18 protein-coding genes are annotated in these 15,871 nt (G+C 56.5%); 13 read left to right on the top strand and 5 right to left on the bottom strand.

Going from position 1 to position 15,871, the window contains the following annotated elements:
- On the bottom strand, positions 1-1,450 hold a 1,450-nt coding region (gene fdnG / locus KHQ28_RS03350; protein WP_211777563.1), incomplete at its 3' end, for a formate dehydrogenase-N subunit alpha.
- A gap of 156 nt (positions 1,451-1,606) precedes the next feature.
- On the opposite strand from fdnG, the gene fdhD reads away from it, so the two are divergent.
- The 9 genes from fdhD (at position 1,607) to KHQ28_RS03395 (ending at position 8,047) form a co-directional block, all read left to right on the top strand.
- Positions 1,607-2,443, top strand: a complete 837-nt coding sequence (fdhD, locus tag KHQ28_RS03355) for a formate dehydrogenase accessory sulfurtransferase FdhD (protein WP_032418236.1) — start codon at positions 1,607-1,609, stop codon at positions 2,441-2,443.
- A 128-nt stretch (positions 2,444-2,571) separates the two neighbouring features.
- Positions 2,572-2,784 (top strand): YdgH/BhsA/McbA-like domain containing protein, encoded by a 213-nt coding sequence (locus tag KHQ28_RS03360; RefSeq protein WP_002882830.1) that lies wholly within the window; start codon positions 2,572-2,574, stop codon positions 2,782-2,784.
- A 402-nt stretch (positions 2,785-3,186) separates the two neighbouring features.
- Positions 3,187-4,167 carry a 6-phosphofructokinase gene (locus KHQ28_RS03365; RefSeq protein WP_002882831.1) on the top strand — a complete coding sequence of 327 codons (981 nt, stop codon included), beginning with the start codon at positions 3,187-3,189 and terminating at the stop codon, positions 4,165-4,167.
- Positions 4,168-4,178: 11 nt separating this feature from the next.
- Positions 4,179-4,493 (top strand): PTS sugar transporter subunit IIB, encoded by a 315-nt coding sequence (locus tag KHQ28_RS03370; RefSeq protein WP_004151864.1) that lies wholly within the window; start codon positions 4,179-4,181, stop codon positions 4,491-4,493.
- Positions 4,486-5,853 carry a PTS sugar transporter subunit IIC gene (locus tag KHQ28_RS03375; RefSeq protein ID WP_004150366.1) on the top strand — a complete coding sequence of 456 codons (1,368 nt, stop codon included), beginning with the start codon at positions 4,486-4,488 and terminating at the stop codon, positions 5,851-5,853. Before KHQ28_RS03370 ends, KHQ28_RS03375 begins: the two co-directional genes overlap by 8 nt.
- The gene (locus tag KHQ28_RS03380) at positions 5,840-6,682 is read left to right on the top strand and encodes a class II fructose-bisphosphate aldolase (protein WP_002882856.1); all 843 of its coding nucleotides are present in this window, start codon (positions 5,840-5,842) and stop codon (positions 6,680-6,682) included. Before KHQ28_RS03375 ends, KHQ28_RS03380 begins: the two co-directional genes overlap by 14 nt.
- Positions 6,683-6,740: 58 nt before the next feature.
- Positions 6,741-7,010, top strand: a complete 270-nt coding sequence (locus KHQ28_RS03385) for a hypothetical protein (protein ID WP_002882858.1) — start codon at positions 6,741-6,743, stop codon at positions 7,008-7,010.
- A 9-nt stretch (positions 7,011-7,019) separates the two neighbouring features.
- Entirely contained in the window at positions 7,020-7,457 is a 438-nt protein-coding gene (locus KHQ28_RS03390; RefSeq protein WP_032418235.1) for a PTS sugar transporter subunit IIA, read from the top strand.
- Positions 7,454-8,047: a hypothetical protein gene (locus KHQ28_RS03395; RefSeq protein ID WP_004895164.1), complete on the top strand. Its 594-nt coding sequence runs from the start codon at positions 7,454-7,456 to the stop codon at positions 8,045-8,047. The genes KHQ28_RS03390 and KHQ28_RS03395 overlap by 4 nt, the downstream gene beginning before the upstream one ends.
- Here KHQ28_RS03395 and KHQ28_RS03400 read toward each other — a convergent pair.
- Together KHQ28_RS03400 and KHQ28_RS03405 are read right to left on the bottom strand one after the other, a co-directional pair.
- On the bottom strand, positions 8,044-8,367 hold the full coding sequence (locus KHQ28_RS03400; protein WP_002882863.1) for an AzlD domain-containing protein: 324 nt from the start codon (positions 8,365-8,367) through the stop codon (positions 8,044-8,046). The two genes, KHQ28_RS03395 and KHQ28_RS03400, sit on opposite strands and share 4 nt — an antisense overlap.
- A complete protein-coding gene (locus tag KHQ28_RS03405) occupies positions 8,367-9,026 on the bottom strand; it encodes an AzlC family ABC transporter permease (protein WP_004195589.1) in 660 nt (219 codons plus the stop codon). Before KHQ28_RS03405 ends, KHQ28_RS03400 begins: the two co-directional genes overlap by 1 nt.
- 99 nt (positions 9,027-9,125) lie before the next feature.
- On the opposite strand from KHQ28_RS03405, the gene KHQ28_RS03410 reads away from it, so the two are divergent.
- The 4 genes from KHQ28_RS03410 (at position 9,126) to KHQ28_RS03425 (ending at position 14,303) form a co-directional block, all read left to right on the top strand.
- On the top strand, positions 9,126-9,674 hold the full coding sequence (locus KHQ28_RS03410; protein WP_002882865.1) for a helix-turn-helix domain-containing protein: 549 nt from the start codon (positions 9,126-9,128) through the stop codon (positions 9,672-9,674).
- Between the two features lie 87 nt (positions 9,675-9,761).
- Positions 9,762-10,757, top strand: a complete 996-nt coding sequence (locus KHQ28_RS03415) for a substrate-binding domain-containing protein (protein WP_004146243.1) — start codon at positions 9,762-9,764, stop codon at positions 10,755-10,757.
- Positions 10,758-10,872: 115 nt separating this feature from the next.
- Positions 10,873-12,996, top strand: a complete 2,124-nt coding sequence (locus KHQ28_RS03420; protein ID WP_032418234.1) for an alpha-galactosidase — start codon at positions 10,873-10,875, stop codon at positions 12,994-12,996.
- Between the two features lie 41 nt (positions 12,997-13,037).
- Positions 13,038-14,303: an MFS transporter gene (locus KHQ28_RS03425; RefSeq protein ID WP_004210464.1), complete on the top strand. Its 1,266-nt coding sequence runs from the start codon at positions 13,038-13,040 to the stop codon at positions 14,301-14,303.
- Between the two features lie 37 nt (positions 14,304-14,340).
- On the opposite strand, the gene rhaM is transcribed toward KHQ28_RS03425, so the two are convergent.
- Entirely contained in the window at positions 14,341-14,655 is a 315-nt protein-coding gene (gene rhaM, locus KHQ28_RS03430) for an L-rhamnose mutarotase (RefSeq protein WP_004181618.1), read from the bottom strand.
- The gene (gene fucO / locus KHQ28_RS03435) at positions 14,652-15,794 is read right to left on the bottom strand and encodes a lactaldehyde reductase (RefSeq protein ID WP_211777564.1); all 1,143 of its coding nucleotides are present in this window, start codon (positions 15,792-15,794) and stop codon (positions 14,652-14,654) included. The genes rhaM and fucO overlap by 4 nt, the downstream gene beginning before the upstream one ends.
- Positions 15,795-15,871 lie beyond the last annotated feature (77 nt).

A 15,871-nucleotide genomic window follows, 5' to 3' on the forward strand; every position in this document is an offset into this window, starting at 1 on the left:
CCGTCAGGTAGGTCTGCAGGTCGGCCTGTTTTTCGTTCGGCAGCGACATGTAGCCTGGCAGGCTGGTGGAGAGCAGGCCGAGGTCGGTCAGACCCTGGATATTGGAGTGGCCGCGCAGGGCGTTGACGCCGCCGCCCGCCATCCCCATGTTGCCGAGCAGCAGCTGGATCATCGCCATGGTGCGGATATTCTGCGCACCGATGGAGTGCTGGGTCCAGCCGAGAGCGTACAGGAACGATGCGGTCTTATCCGGCGCGCTGGTTTCAGCAATGTATTCACAGACTTTGAGGAAGTCGGCCTTCGGCGTACCGCAGATGTTTTCGACCACATCCGGGGTATAGCGGGAAACGTGCTGTTTTAGCAGATTCCAGACGCAGCGTGGATGCTGCAGCGTAGTATCGCGTTTGGCGAAGCCGTTTTCATCCAGCTCATAGTTCCAGCTGGTTTTGTCATACTGGCGTTTTTCGGCATCGTAGCCGCTGAACAGACCATCATCAAAGCTGTAGTCCTCACGCACGATCAGGCTGGCGTTGGTATAGGCTTCGGTGTATTCGCGGTTGAATTTTTCGTTATTCAGCAGATACAGGATCACGCCCGAAAGGAAGGTAATGTCGGTACCGGAACGAATCGGGGTATAGAAATCAGCCACCGACGCCGTACGCGTAAAGCGCGGATCGATAACGATGAGCTTGGCGCCGTTATGAATTTTGGCTTCCATCGCCCAGCGGAACCCCACCGGATGCGCTTCTGCGGCGTTACCGCCCATCACTACGACCAGGTTGGCGTTTTTAATATCCACCCAGTGGTTGGTCATCGCACCGCGACCAAATGTTGGAGCAAGACTTGCTACCGTTGGTCCGTGTCAGACACGCGCCTGGTTATCCACCGCCAGCATCCCGAGGGCGCGGGTGAATTTTTGCGTTAAATAGCCGGTTTCGTTACTGGAGGCGGAGGCGCACAGCATCCCGGTAGTCAACCAGCGGTTGACGGTGGTGCCGGCGTCGTTTTGCGCGATAAAGTTGGCGTCGCGGTCCTCTTTCATCAGCTTGGCGATGCGATCGAACGCTTCGTCCCAACTGATTTGCTGCCATTTATCGGAGCCTGGCGCGCGATATTCCGGGAATTTCAGGCGGCTTTCAGAATGGATAAAGTCCACCAGACCAGCCCCTTTCGGACAGAGCGCACCACGGTTGACCGGATGATCCGGATCGCCTTCGATATGGAAAATGGATGCTTTGGCGTTTTTCGCGCCGTCGCCGAGGCTATACATCAACAGCCCACAGCCGACAGAACAGTATGTGCAGGTGTTACGGGTTTCGCGCGTGCGCAGCAATTTGTACTGCCGTGTCTCCGCGAGCGCAGTTGCCGGGGCAAAGCCCAGCGCTGCTGCCGTGGTTCCCGCCATACCGCCAGCGCAGATCTTAAAGAACTGCCTTCTGCTGACCTGCATGGTTCGCTCCTTGTTTCGACATTGTCACATGTAGTTATTTGCTTTGCGGTGAAGGCCGCAAAGGTTCAGAATTAGGGCAAATTTCCCTCATTCCTGAAGGGATAAAAACAGAATACCACATTGTGTGTATGCCTGTTCCAATACGGTTAAAGCAAAGTGAACAAGAAGCCTCTCGAACAAATCAAAAATGTGACGAATGTCACAGGATATCGCCAGGTCTCCCTCTGGAAACGCGAGGATCTGCAACACCCTCAGCCAGATGAGTTAGCGGAAGAGGTGCCCGTCGCGCTGGTCTACAACGGTATCTCCCACGTGGTGATGATGGCCTCCCCGAAAGATCTCGAGCAATTCGCCGTCGGCTTCTCCTTATCCGAAGGGATTATCGAGCACCGGCGGGAGATTTTCGGCATGGACGTGGTAGCGGTGTGCAACGGCCTTGAGGTGCAGATTGAGCTCTCCAGCCGGCGTTTTATGGGCCTCAAAGCCCGGCGTCGCGCGCTGGCCGGGCGCACCGGCTGCGGCGTATGCGGCGTCGAGCAGCTCAATGATATTGGTAAGCCGGTCCAGCCGCTGCCGTTCACTCAGTCGTTCGATTTAGCCAATCTCGATCAGGCCCTGGCGCATCTTAACGACTTTCAACCGGTTGGCCGGCTCACCGGCTGTACCCACGCGGCCGCCTGGGTCCGGTCGACGGGCGAACTGGCGGGAGGTTTTGAAGACGTCGGCCGGCATGTGGCGCTGGATAAACTGCTGGGCCGGCGGGCGGAAATCGGTGAGGGCTGGCAGCAGGGCGCCGCGCTGGTCTCCAGCCGCGCCAGCTATGAAATGGTGCAGAAAGCCGCGATGTGCGGGGTCGAGATCCTGTTCGCGGTATCAGCAGCCACCACCTTAGCGGTGGAGGTCGCCGAGCGCTGCAACCTGACGCTGGTGGGCTTTTGCAAGCCGGGCAGGGCGACGATCTACACCCACCCGCAGCGTTTGATCGCGGGTTAAAAGTTAATCAATAAATTTGAATAATGACAGCAAATCCTTCCGCTTTTTGTTTAGCGATGTGCGGGATACTATTTAACACATCAAGGCACAGCGCCTTATCTAAACAACTAAATGAAAGGGTTTATATCATGAAAAGCATCAAAACTTTTGTCGCAGTAATCGCTATGGCCGCCTCTTTCGCTTCCTTCGCTGCTGAAACCGTGACCGCAACCGCCTCCACAATGGACGGCGCGGAAGCGAAAATCGCCGCACAGGCGCAGGCTGCCGGCGCTTCGTCTTACAAAATCACCGAAGCGTTTACCGGCAACCGCGTGCATATGACTGCCGAACTGAACAAATAAGCGTATAGCAACTGTCGAAAGAGCGCCTCAGGGCGCTTTTTTTGTTTTCGTTTTCCGCTTCCCGTCTCTGCGAAATTTGCCAATATTTTCCTCTGCTACGAAAAAAATGTGGCACTAATCACGTTTCCGTTCTTTTCTTAAATCCTCCTTTTTATGGCAAAGGAAAGGTCAGCACGCCTGAATATCTCGATTTTTTAACGCCATGAAATTTAAAGATATTAAAAACAGAAAGCGATGGAGATCACTCTCTTTAAATGGGATATGTATCACAAAAATAGGCGTTTCGCCGTACCTGTCAACTATTCACTGCGGTAATTTAATACGCATTATGTGATCTTCATTGCAAATAGAAGGCTTGTACTCAGGGAAAAATGTTGTCAGGCAAATGAGCGAGGATGCGTCATGAAAATTGGTATCGTTATTAGCGGCGGGGATGTTTCTGGAATGAATAATTTTATATTCCAGATAGCCAGGCAGGCTAATGCTGATATCACGCTGTTTAATGGCGGTATTCCAGGGCTACTGGAGAAAAGTCATCAGGATATGGCGTGGCGCGATCTGGTTGATTATTCAATTACCGCGGTGCCGATCATTACCTCGGGGCGAACCAGTCGCAAACTGCAGCGCAGTGAATATGAAAGCATTGCTAAAAAACTTAAATCTCTGCGTATTGATGTGCTCATTATGGCCGGGGGGGATGGCAGCCTGCAGTTTCTGAATACCCTTAGTGAATTTGAGATTAATTGCTTTGGTGTGGGAATGACTATCGATAATGATGTGTATGGCAGTGATTATACGATTGGTTTTTCCACGGCCTGTGAGCAAATTATTAAAGAAGTCTCTCGTTTAAGAAATACCGGAAGAGCGCTGCCCGGTCGGGTTTTTATGGTTGAGATATTAGGAGGCTATTGTGGAGAACTAACGTTGCAGTCCGCCATTAAATGTAATGCGGATATTGCCCTGATCCCGGAGGCACAGATGCCGTTGGCCGTGCTCGCGGAACGGATTACCAGGAAGCTGAGTACGCAGAATAGCGTCGTTATCCTCTGCTCAGAAGGCTATACCAAAGAGTACTCTCCCGGCTTTCAGGGGGCGATTGATACCATGATTAAACAGCTGGAACCACAAATAGGTGTCCGTATCCGTAAAACGATCGTCGGCTATGGTTTACGCAGCGGTGATCCAACCTGCGAAGAGATTTATCAGGGCACTATTATGGCCAGTGAAGTGGTTCGCTGTATTCAGTCAGGTATGAAAAATAAAGCCATAATAATTAACTCCAGTAACAAACCTATTCCGATTGATTTAGTCAGTATGAAAAAACGTCTGGTCGATACTGAAGGACATCATTATAAACTTGCCAAGCAACTCAATATTATTTGAGGAGACCCTCCATGCTGAAAATTTTATGCGTATGTGGCTGCGGCCTCGGTTCAAGCTTTGCCATTGAAATGACGGCGAAGGCAGTTTTAAAGAAGCTGGAAATTCCCGCTCATATTGAACACACCACCGTTTCCGAAGCTGGGGCCTTTAAATCGGATATGATTCTGACGCAAAAAACCTTTGCCGACATCTTAACCGCCGATGCCAGTGAAGAAGAAATTAAACGTGTCGTGGTGTTGAATAAACTTACTGATAAAGAGGAGATTGAAACTAAGATCGTCGCATTCTTAAAAGAACGTCATCTGAAGGTGGCTGATTATGAATAGCTTTGTGGCGTTTATCGTTAAGGATTTACTCGGCCAGGCATCCATTCTTATTGCTTTTATTGCCATGCTTGGCCTGATCCTGCAAAAGAAATCGCCAGGCAAAACCGCGGAAGGGACATTTAAAACGCTGCTCGGTTTCTTAATTATGATGGCCGGGATAAACATCATTGTCGCCACGCTGACCTTCCTGAATGATATCTTCACCCAGGGATTTGGCATGAAAGGCTATATTACCGATGTGGCCGCCATCGCTGGGTTAGCGAATCGGGAATTAGGTTCGGAGGTGGCGCTGACGCTGCTGGTGATCTTTGCCGTCAATATTATTATCGCCCGGCTGACGCCGCTGAAATATATTTTTCTGACCGGCCAGGCGCTGCTGTGGATGGCGACGATCGGCGCCGTGATTGGCTATAAGTCCGGGCTCACCGGCGTACCGCTGATTTTAACCGGGGGCATCTTCGGTGGCGTGATGGCGGTGTTAATGCCGGCCCTGGCGCAGCCGGTGGTCAGGCGCATTACCGGGTCTGACGATGTGGCCCTGGGGCACTTCTGTACTATCGGCTATCTGGTGCAGGCTGCGGTCGCTAAAGTTGTCGGAAAAGGCTCTCGCTCCACGGAAGATCTCGAACTGCCTGATAACTTTAAGTTTCTGCAGGATACCTATCTGGCCATGGCGGTGGTGATGGTGCCGATGTATCTCATCCCGGCTATCGCGGCGGGGCCTCAGTACATCGCGCAGTTCTCCGGCGGCATTAATTACCTGATGTATGCCTTCATGCAGTCCATTCAGTTTGTCGCCGGGGTCTTTGTCCTCTATAGCGGCGTGCGTTTATTACTCAATGAGCTGGTGCCGGCTTTTCGCGGTATCGCGATGCGTATTGTCCCGGATGCAAAGCCCGCTCTCGATTGCCCGGTGCTATTTCCCTATGCACCGAATGCGGTGATTGTTGGATTTCTGGCAACGACTGTCGGCTCGATTATCGGCATGCTGGTTTTCCCGATGTTCGGCCTGGCGATGATTCTCCCCGGGCTGTTAACCAACTTTTTCGCCGGCGGTACGGCAGGGGTATTTGGCAATGCGCTGGGCGGACGTCGCGGGGCGATGATCGGCGGGGTGATTCACGGCCTGTTTATCACATTTCTGCCGGCCATTCTGGTACCCATGCTGGAGAGCTACGGCTTTACGGGCGTCACCTTCAGCGATTCAGACGTCATCAGCTCCGGTCTGGTATTAGGCCACGCCTTCCAGAATAACTGGCTCTTTGTCGCCTTGTTTATTGTGTTTGTCGCCGCACTGGCATGGTTTGTAAACGGTAAATCCGCTAAGCCGAAAGGGGAAAGTGTTCATGAGTCTGTATAATTTTAATGAGATTTTAAAAATCGCTCAGGAAAGAGATTTTAAAGCGATTGGCTCGTTTAACTTGCACTGTATTGAGATGTTACCGGCTTTTTTCAAAGCCGCGCAAAACAGCCGCAGCCCATTAATGATTCAAATATCAACCGGTACCGCAGAGTATCTGGGGTATCGGTTACTGGTCGATGCCGTGCGTTCATTAGCAGACAGTGAAAATATCCCGACCTGCCTGCATCTCGATCACTGCTCCGATATTAAAGCCATCGAGACGGCAATGAATGCGGGCTTTTCTTCGGTGATGTACGACGGGTCTCACTTAAGCCTCGAGGAAAATATCGGTAACACGCGGATTGTGGTGGAAATGGCCCGGCCGCGGAATATTACGGTAGAAGGTGAGCTGGGGGCGATCGGCGGGTCAGAGGATGGAAAAGCGGTGGCTGCCGAAGATATCTGTTTTACTACCGTCGAAGACGCGACGCGTTTTGTGAAGGAGACACAGGTCGATATGCTGGCCGTCTCCGTGGGCACTGTGCATGGCCTGTACACAGGTAAAGCGCAGATACAGCATGCGCGGCTGAAGGCGATAAGCGAAGCGACGGGCGTGCCGCTGGTGCTGCATGGCGGCACAGGTGTCAGCGATGAGGATATGCGGCTGGCCGTCACCGAAGGGATTAATAAAGTGAACGTCGGAACGGAAATGAACGTGCAGTGGGTCGATCGCTGTAAATCAACGTTTGAGAAAGGAAAAGTAAATGACAGCGTACGGAAATTTTTAATTCCCGCCAACCAGGCAGTGACTGCCGTATTAATGGAAAAAATGGCGCTATTTAAATAGCGTTTTTACCGACACATATCTTTTGTTGCCCTGTCTTCCGCCAGGGAGGGAGCTTGCTATGTTTGAATCATTGAAAACGCTGTGGAAAAAAGAGCAAAACCCGCTGCAGGATTATGATCAACAGTCCCGTCAGCTGGCGGAAGAGATCGCCAGACTGGAAGGCGAATTACAGCGCCAGCCCGATAATAGCGACGTGCAAAAAACATTGATGTTGACTTACAACCGGGCATTATCGGTATATGCCAAAAGTAAGAGCCACCGGCAGGATATCGATGCGCTGTTTCTGCAGATTGATAATTTACGCAATATTATTCGCCGCAATATCTAGGAACAGAGAATGACCATAAAAGAACTGCTTATTGAGGCCGATGCCATTCAGGTTGGCGTTGTGGAGTCCGACTGGCAGCGGGTAATAAAGCTGGCTGCCCGCCCGCTGGAGGCAAAAGGCTTTATTTCGACGGAATATAGCCAGGCGGTGATCGACAATACTTTAAATCATGGCGCTTATTACGTTTTTGATGAAGGGATTGCCATCCCCCATGCCCGCCCCGAATGCGGCGTCAGACGCAACTGCTTTAGCCTGGTGGTGCTGGAAAAGCCTATTCCCTTTGCGGACAGTGAAAAAGCGGACATTGTTATTATGTTTGGCGCCCAGGACAGCAATGCGCATATCGAGGAGGGCATCCGTTCCATCGTCGCGCTGCTGGATAATAATGACACCATGGCCAAACTGCGGACGGCCCGCAGCCGGGAGGAGGTTGTCGCATTACTATGAACAGACATCTGACCCCAGGCTGCAAAACGGCCATTTTAATCAACGGCATTCCGGCGTCGGGGAAGAGCACCATTACCCGTTTGCTGGCGGAGACCTTTAGCCTGCCGGTATTGACGATCGACGGCATCAAAGAGCCGTTTATGGCGCGCCTGGCCCCTGTCGACCGGCCGATGAATCGCCAGCTGGGCTGCGCGGCGTATGAGGTGATCTGGTCGATTGTCGGCGCATCGCCTGCCAGCATGGTCTGGTTGATCGACGCCTGGTTCGGCTTTCAGCCGCGGGAGACCTTGCAGAGACTGCTACAGCAGGCGGGCGTTGAGCAGGTGATTGAGGTCTGGAACCATATCTCTCCGGAGCTGGCCGTCGCGCGCTATGCCTCGCGGCTGGCGACGCGGCCGCCGGGCCACCCCGGAGAAGAGTATTTGCCGGAGCTGGCCCAGCTGGCCGGGCGGGCGCAGCCCATGTCGTTAGGACCTGTACTGACGATAGACCAGCGGCACCCGCTGCAAATCGAACCGGTTATTCAGTGGCTTGTAGGCACGATCGCCGGACAGCACAGCGGTTTTACAGATTACGCTTACTCGTCCTAGGGCATACCCGCCAGGCGCAGCAGCGCGGTCACCACGGCGGCGGCGATAATCACGCCGATCAGCGGGACCTTGCGCCAGGCGAGGAACACAGCGAAAGCAACGCCCAGAACGCGCGCCATACCGGCGAAATGTGCGCCCTCATAGAAAGTGGTGGCCAGGGCGACGGAAAAAAGCAGCACCGTCGCCGCATCGGAAAGCAGCGCCTGCGAGCGCTCGGAAAATGCCAGCCGATTGCCGAGCTTCGCGCCGCCGAGGCGCATCAGATAGGTTCCCAGCGACAGGATGGCGATACCGGCGATAAACAGCGTCATATTGCCCATTATTTTTTCCTCGACAGTAAACCGAACAGCGAAAGCAGCACCGGCAGCCCGGTGGGCACAAACGGTACGGCGGCAAGCGCCAGCGCGGCGCCGCTGGCGGCGCGGATCAGCGTAGTGCGGTTTTTAAAGGCCGGGATCACCAGCGCCAGCAGGATCGCTGGGAAGACCGCATCAAGCCCGATGGTTTCCGGCGCTGGCAGCAGTTTGCCGACGGCCGCGCCGGTTAGCGTACCGAGGGGCCAGATCAGCGCGACGCCAGCGCCGCACAGCCAGTAGGCCGCTTTGCGCTGCGCGGGGGTGGGCTGCGACAAGCCAAAGACCACGCTCTCGTCGTTCATAATGTGGCACCCGATAAAGCTTAAGGCGCGCCGACCAACCAGTTCGCGTACGGTCACCCCGAACGGGATATGACGCGCATTGACTAACAGGCCGGCGGCGGCGGCGGCCAGCGGACTACCGCCGCTGGCGACAATGCCGATAAACATGAATTCAGAAGCGCCTGCCAGCACGGACACCGAAAGCAAGAGCGGCACCCATAAAGGGAAGCCGTAAGCCACCGCCAGCGACCCATAGGACATGCCCACCACCCCGACGGCAAGGCAGACCAAAACAATCGCTTTTATCGTGTCTCCGCTGAGACTGGAGAGAGTTTGTTTCATATCACTTAGCCATATCGAACGAATTTCCATTATAATGAACATATAATGATCGTTTTTCAAGGCGAACGAATTGTTCGATATAAAAAACAAGGGGCGGGTATGACACAGCCAATCAGCGTTATCGCCAAAAGTCTGGTGCGGGAGCGGGCGCGGACCGGGCTTTCGCTGGCGGAAGTCGCGCGTCGGGCGGGTATCGCAAAATCCACGCTATCGCAACTGGAGTCCGGCAACGGCAACCCGAGTCTGGAAACGCTGTGGTCGCTCTGCGTAGCGCTGGATATTCCATTTGCCAGGCTGCTTGAGCCGCAGGTGAACAAAACGCAGGTGATCCGCCGCGGCGAGGGGACCAAAGTGGTGGCAGAGCAGGCGAACTATCAGGCCATTTTGCTGGCCGCCTGTCCGCCCGGCGCGCGTCGGGACATCTATTTGCTGCTCACCCAGCCCGGCGCCGACCGCATTTCGCATCCGCATCCGCCAGGCTCGGTGGAACATATTATCGTCACCCAGGGGCGGGCGCGAGTAGGGCTGACGTCGGCGCCGGAAGAGCTCGGCGAGGGCGACTATATCTGCTACCCGGCGGATCAGGAGCATGTTTTTCAGGCGCTGGAGCCGGATACGCAGGCCCTGCTGATCGCTGAGCAAAACTGACATCGCGTCGGCGGGGGACGCGCGCTCGCTGGACGTCATAGCCATATTGCGGGAAACTAGCTTTCCTATGCGAAAACAGGGATTTTTATGTCGCTGAAAGCCATTGCCAAACAACTTGGGATCTCCGTCACGACCGTCAGCCGGGCGTTGAACGGCTATGACGATGTGTCGCAGGAGACCCGCGCCCGGGTTGAGGCTGAAGCGCAGCGCCGGGGCTATCGCCCCAACACTTTCGCCCGCCGCCTGAAAATGGGCACCATCGATGCCGTTGGTCTCGTCTTTCCTGTCCGCCCCGCGCCGCTCAACAATAACGTTTTTCTCGAGATGGTCGGGGAGATCAGCCATGAGCTGGCGCGCCATGACATTGATTTGTTGCTGATCGCCGATGATGAGCAGGCGGATAAACATGGCTATATGCGCATGGTGCAGGGCCGTCGCGTCGATGCATTAATCGTGGCCCATACTCTGGATGACGATCCGCGGCTGGCGCAGCTGCAGGCCTCCGGCTTTCCGTTTCTGGCGCTCGGCCGTAGCCGCCTGGCGCAGCCCTACGCCTGGTTTGATTTCGATAACTATGCCGGCACCTGCCGCGCCACCCGCCATCTGATTCAACAGGGCCACCAGCGTATCGCTCTGCTGGGCGAGAACAACAATCAGGCGTTTATTTTGCAAAGGCGTAACGGCTACCTCGATGCCCTGCGCGAGGCGGGGTTATCCGATGCATGGCTGCGTAGCGTGCCGGCGACGCGCCGCGGCGGCTATCAGGCCACGCTGGAGCTGCTGCGTCTGCCTGAGCCGCCTACCGCGATTATCACCGACTGCAACACCCATGGCGATGGCGCCGCGATGGCGCTCGCCCACCTGGGGCGTTTAACCGGCGACAACCGCGTCGCCTTAGTAGTGTATGACGGGCTGCCGCAGGACAGCATCATTGAGACCGACGTTGCCGCGGTGATCCAGTCCACGCGCCAGGGCGTGGGAAGGCAGATTGCCGATATGGTGCGTCGCTTAATCGCCGGGGAGGATCTCGCCACGCTGCAGGTGCTATGGCAGCCGGAATTTTTCCCGGGTGAAACCGCCTGATCTTACCCCTTTTTAACCCGTAATTCTGAAGCCGATCACGGATCCGAAACGTTTTGGTTGGCATCCGAAACGTTTCGGATCAACAGTAAGACATTCCTTGTAATGGAGATGTCTGATGTCTGATTCGCTGATTCACCTGCAAAGCGCCGGTGCCGATGTTGTGATTAAAACCTGCCCTTTCGCCGAAATTGTCTACTGGGGACCGCATTTAAGCCACTTTTCGCCGCAGGATGCCGACAGCCTGACGCGCCCGGTCGCCAACGGCAGACTGGATGTCGATTCGCCAGTGACCTTAATGGCGGAGCTGGGCCATGGTCTGTTTGGCGCGCCGGGCATTGAAGGCCATCGTCAGGGGCTGGATGCCTCTCCGCTGTTCACCACCAGCGAAGTGCGGCACGAGGGCCAGACGCTGACCCTGGTCAGCGAAGATCCGCAGGCCGGCCTGCGCCTGCAGAGCGAGATCGCGTTGGATGCCAGCGGCGTGCTGAGCGTGCGCCATGGCGTGACCAATCTGCGCGCCAGCCCATGGCAGGTGGATCGCCTGGCGGTCACGCTGCCGGTCGCCGAACGCGCTCGCGAGGTGATGGCTTTCCATGGCCGCTGGATCCGCGAGTTTCAGCCTCATCGCCTGACGCTGGAGCACGACAGCTTTGTGCTGGAGAACCGCCGCGGGCGCACCTCTCACGAACATTTCCCGGCCCTGATCACCGGCAGCCGCGCCTTTAGCGAGATGCAGGGTGAAGTCTGGGGCGTGCATCTGGCCTGGAGCGGTAACCATCGCCTGCGGGCGGAGGTGAAAACCGATGGCCGTCGCTATCTGCAGGCCGAGGCGCTCTATCTGCCGGGCGAAATGGCGCTGGCGGAAGGGGAAACCTTGTGGACGCCGTACCTGTATGCCAGCTACTCGGCGAATGGGCTGAACGGCATGAGCCAGCAGTTCCATCGTTATCTGCGCGAACGGATTATTCGTTTCCCGGGCAACAAACCGCGCCCGGTGCATCTCAACACCTGGGAGGGGATCTATTTCGACCACGACCCGGACTACATCATGCGTATGGCCGACGAAGCGGCGGCCCTGGGCGTCGAGCGCTTTATTATCGATGACGGCTGGTTTAAAGGGCGCAACGACGACTGGGCGGCGCTTGGCGACTGGTATCTCGATGAGAAAAAATACCCCTACGGCCTGACGCCGGTTATCGATCACGTGAAGTCTCTGGGTATGGAATTCGGTATCTGGGTGGAGCCGGAAATGATTAACCCGGATTCCGATCTGTACCGGGCACACCCGGACTGGGTGCTGGCGCTGCCGGGCTATACCCCGCTGACAGGCCGCCATCAGTTTGTCCTGAACCTCAACATTCCCGAAGCGTTTGATTATCTGCTGGAGCGGATGAGCTGGCTGCTGGGCGAGCATGCGGTGGACTACGTGAAGTGGGATATGAACCGCGAGCTGGTGCAGCCTGGGCATCAGGGACGCGCCGCTGCGGACGCGCAAACGCGCCAGTTTTACCGCCTGCTGGATACGCTGGTGGCCCGTTTCCCGCACATTGAATTTGAATCCTGCTCCTCCGGCGGCGGACGGATCGATTATGAAGTCCTCAAACGCAGCCATCGCTTCTGGGCTTCTGACAACAATGACGCCCTTGAGCGCAACACCATCCAGCGCGGCATGAGCTACTTCTTTCCACCCGAGGTAATGGGCGCGCATATTGGCAATCGCCACTGTCATGCCACCTTCCGCCAGCATAGTATCGCCTTCCGCGGCCTGACGGCGCTGTTCGGTCATATGGGCCTTGAGCTGGATCCGGTGAGCGCCGATGAAGAAGAGCGCGCCGGATACCGAAAATATGCGGCCCTGCATAAACAGTGGCGCGACGTGATCCATCACGGCGTGCAGTGGCGAATAGATATGCCGGACGCCACCACCCTTGCCCATGGCGTCGTCAGCCCGGATAAAGCGCAGGCGATTTTCCTCGTTAGCCAGCTGGCGATGCCGGACTACACCCTGATGGCGCCGCTGCGCCTGGCGGGCCTGGAGGCGAGCGCCCGCTATCAGGTGACGCTCCTCGATCATCCGAACATTCAGATCACCGGCGAGGGCGGCCACACCATGCGGAAGCTACCGGCATGGATGACGACGCCGCAGACGGTGAGCGGTGAGTGGCTGCAGCAGGCGGGGCTGGCGCTGCCCATCCTCGACCCGGAAAGCGCCATTCTGATTGGTCTGCAACGCGTGTGATGGTATCGGGCCGCGCTGCGGCCCTTCTTGAGGAAAATATAATGAACCCGACCGTCTGTACCCACAAAAACAACCCCAACTTCTGGATTTTCGGGCTGTTCTTCTTTCTCTACTTCTTCATCATGGCCACCTGCTTTCCGTTTCTGCCGATCTGGCTGTCGGACGTCATCGGCCTGAATAAAACCGAAACCGGCCTCGTTTTCTCCAGCCTGTCGCTGTTCGCCATCTGTTTCCAGCCGATCCTCGGAGTGATCTCTGACAAGCTGGGGCTGAAAAAACACCTGATGTGGATCGTGACCGTTCTGCTGGTGCTGATTGCTCCCTTCTTCCTTTATGTTTTCGCTCCGCTGCTGAAAACCAATATCTGGCTCGGGGCGCTGAGCGGCGGCGCCTATATCGGCTTTGCATTCTCCGCAGGCGCCGGCGCGATGGAGGCCTATATCGAACGGGTAAGCCGCAACAGCGGGTTTGAATACGGCAAGGCGCGCACCTTTGGCTGCCTGGGATGGGCGCTGTGCGCGACTACCGCCGGAATGCTGTTCAGCATTAATCCCGAATGGGTGTTCTGGATGGGGTCAGCCGCCGCGCTGCTGCTGGTGGTGCTGGTGGCCATCGCCAAACCGCAGGCCAGTCAGTCCGCGCAGGTGATGGATTCGCTCGGCGCCAATCGCCCGGCGATCGATTTAAAAACGGCGGTGCGCATGTTCCGCCAGCGTAAGATGTGGATGTTTATTCTGTATGTTATCGGCGTGGCCTGCGTGTATGACGTTTTCGATCAGCAGTTCGCCACCTTCTTCAAATCGTTCTTCGCGACCCCGGAAGCGGGCACCCGCGCCTTTGGTTTCGCCACCACCGCGGGAGAAATATGTAACGCCATCATTATGTTCAGCTCGCCGTGGATTATTAACCGTATCGGAGCGAAGAATACCCTGCTGATCGCCGGGATGGTGATGGCGGCAAGAATGATTGGCTCTTCCTTCGCCACCACCGCCGCGGAAGTCGTAGCGTTGAAAATGCTCCATGCGCTGGAGGTGCCGTTCCTGCTGGTGGGCGCCTTTAAATACATCACCGGCGTGTTTGACGTCCGGCTGTCGGCGACCATTTATCTGGTTGGCTTCCAGTTCGCCAAGCAGGTGGCGGCGATCTTTCTCTCCGCTTTCGCCGGCAATATGTACGATCGGATCGGCTTTCAGGAGACCTATATGATCCTCGGCGGTATTGCTCTGACCGTCACCTTAATCTCCGCGTTTACGTTAGCGGGTAAGGCGAAAACCGAGCCGCTGCGCGATAATGCAATGACCGTTTAATCGACCGGCCTCCCGTCTGGAGGGAGGCCAGTTATTTTTACGCCAGATAAAACACTTCTTTGAGCTCCGCGCTCAGCGGGCTGTTGTCCGGGTTGCTGGGCATCACCTCGCGCATGTATTTCCACCAACGCTGGCATACTTCCGTGCTGGCGACCGCTTCCCAGCGGGCTTCCGATTCAATCTCCACCGTCGCGAACAGGAGATGGCGTTCTTTATCGAGATAGATGGCGTAGTGGTGCGCTCCGTGCGCTTTCAGCACTGCTTCCAGCTCTGGCCAGATGGGGTTATGGCGGCGCTGGTACTCCTCGTGCGCGTCGGGGTTCACCTGCATGACGAAGGCTTTACGGATCATAAGGCCTCCAGATAGAGCTCGCGAACCTCATCGCGGCTGGCGGGGCGCGGGTTACACGGCGCGCATGGGTCGGCCAGCGCTTTATCCAGCCAGCCTTCGATATCGGCTTTGCTGACGCCAAGCTGGCTAAAACCCTGGGGGATCCCTACGCGTTTGCTCAGCGTGCGGATGGCATTGATGGCCTCCATGCTGGCAGCTTCATCGCTCATGCCGCGAGTATCGACGCCCATCGCCTCCGCCACGCGGGCAAAGCGCGCCACCGCGTTCGGGCGGTTAAAGTTTTCGATGATCGGCAGCAGGATGGCGTTGCATACCCCGTGCGGCAGGTTGTGGGTGGCGCCAGGCTGATGGGCCAGGGCATGTACCAGCCCGAGGCCGGCGCTGTTGAACGCCATGCCCGCCAGATACTGGCCAAACGCCATCTGCTCGCGGGCCTGCAGATCGTGTCCATCGTCTACCGCTTTCGGCAGCCACAGGTTGATCAGGCGGATGGCTTCGAGGGCGTTGGCGTCGGTCAGCGGATGGGCGCCAACGGAGACAAAGGCCTCGATGGCGTGGGTCAGGGCATCCATGCCGGTGGCGGCGGTAACGGCTGGCGGAATGTCGAGCATCACGCTGGCGTCGTCGACGGCGATATCCGGGATCAGGTTCGGGTCGATAATCACCTCTTTCACCTGCCGCTCGCTATCGATAATTACCGCGTTGCTGGTCATCTCCGCNNCGGCGGTGGTGTTGATGGCCACCAGCGGCACGCCAGCGTTTTTCACTTTGCCGACGCCGGAGTAGGCGGTGGAGGGGCCTGGGTTGGCGGTGAGGATTTTTATCGCTTTGGCGGTATCAATCGGGCTACCGCCGCCGAAGGCGATCAGGTAATCGCAGCGGGCCGCCTGGTAAGCCGCATAGCCTTGCTGCACCAGCGCTTCGGTGGGGTTGGGGAATACCTCGTCAAATAGCTGATAAGCCATCTGCTGTTCATCCAGCGCGGCGAACAGGCTGTCCAGCAGGCCCAGCTTCACCAGCTGACCGTCGGTGACGATCAGCGCCTTGCCCCACTGTTTGCCCGCTACCAGCTTGACCATATCACCGATCGCGCCTGCGCCGTGGAGGCTGATTTTAGGTAGTGCCAACATAAAACTCATGATAATTCTCCTTAATGTTGATTTTGGGAAATCCGTTTCCCCTACCCTGACCCTCTCCCGCAGGGAGGGGGCCAGGG

Origin of the sequence: Klebsiella sp. 28 (assembly GCF_018223905.1) — a bacterium.
In the GTDB taxonomy this organism is placed as follows: domain Bacteria; phylum Pseudomonadota; class Gammaproteobacteria; order Enterobacterales; family Enterobacteriaceae; genus Klebsiella; species Klebsiella pneumoniae.

Excerpts from the sequence above, each read along its gene's own strand:
- KHQ28_RS03360 (WP_002882830.1), top strand. The coding sequence starts at position 2,572 with ATGAAAAGCATCAAAACTTTTGTCGCAGTAATCGCTATGGCCGCCTCT.
- KHQ28_RS03365 (WP_002882831.1), top strand. The coding sequence starts at position 3,187 with ATGAAAATTGGTATCGTTATTAGCGGCGGGGATGTTTCTGGAATGAAT.
- KHQ28_RS03370 (WP_004151864.1), top strand. The coding sequence starts at position 4,179 with ATGCTGAAAATTTTATGCGTATGTGGCTGCGGCCTCGGTTCAAGCTTT.
- KHQ28_RS03375 (WP_004150366.1), top strand. The coding sequence starts at position 4,486 with ATGAATAGCTTTGTGGCGTTTATCGTTAAGGATTTACTCGGCCAGGCA.
- KHQ28_RS03380 (WP_002882856.1), top strand. The coding sequence starts at position 5,840 with ATGAGTCTGTATAATTTTAATGAGATTTTAAAAATCGCTCAGGAAAGA.
- KHQ28_RS03385 (WP_002882858.1), top strand. The coding sequence starts at position 6,741 with ATGTTTGAATCATTGAAAACGCTGTGGAAAAAAGAGCAAAACCCGCTG.
- KHQ28_RS03390 (WP_032418235.1), top strand. The coding sequence starts at position 7,020 with ATGACCATAAAAGAACTGCTTATTGAGGCCGATGCCATTCAGGTTGGC.
- KHQ28_RS03395 (WP_004895164.1), top strand. The coding sequence starts at position 7,454 with ATGAACAGACATCTGACCCCAGGCTGCAAAACGGCCATTTTAATCAAC.
- KHQ28_RS03400 (WP_002882863.1), bottom strand. The coding sequence starts at position 8,367 with ATGGGCAATATGACGCTGTTTATCGCCGGTATCGCCATCCTGTCGCTG.
- KHQ28_RS03405 (WP_004195589.1), bottom strand. The coding sequence starts at position 9,026 with ATGAAACAAACTCTCTCCAGTCTCAGCGGAGACACGATAAAAGCGATT.
- KHQ28_RS03410 (WP_002882865.1), top strand. The coding sequence starts at position 9,126 with ATGACACAGCCAATCAGCGTTATCGCCAAAAGTCTGGTGCGGGAGCGG.
- KHQ28_RS03415 (WP_004146243.1), top strand. The coding sequence starts at position 9,762 with ATGTCGCTGAAAGCCATTGCCAAACAACTTGGGATCTCCGTCACGACC.
- KHQ28_RS03420 (WP_032418234.1), top strand. The coding sequence starts at position 10,873 with ATGTCTGATTCGCTGATTCACCTGCAAAGCGCCGGTGCCGATGTTGTG.
- KHQ28_RS03425 (WP_004210464.1), top strand. The coding sequence starts at position 13,038 with ATGAACCCGACCGTCTGTACCCACAAAAACAACCCCAACTTCTGGATT.
- rhaM (WP_004181618.1), bottom strand. The coding sequence starts at position 14,655 with ATGATCCGTAAAGCCTTCGTCATGCAGGTGAACCCCGACGCGCACGAG.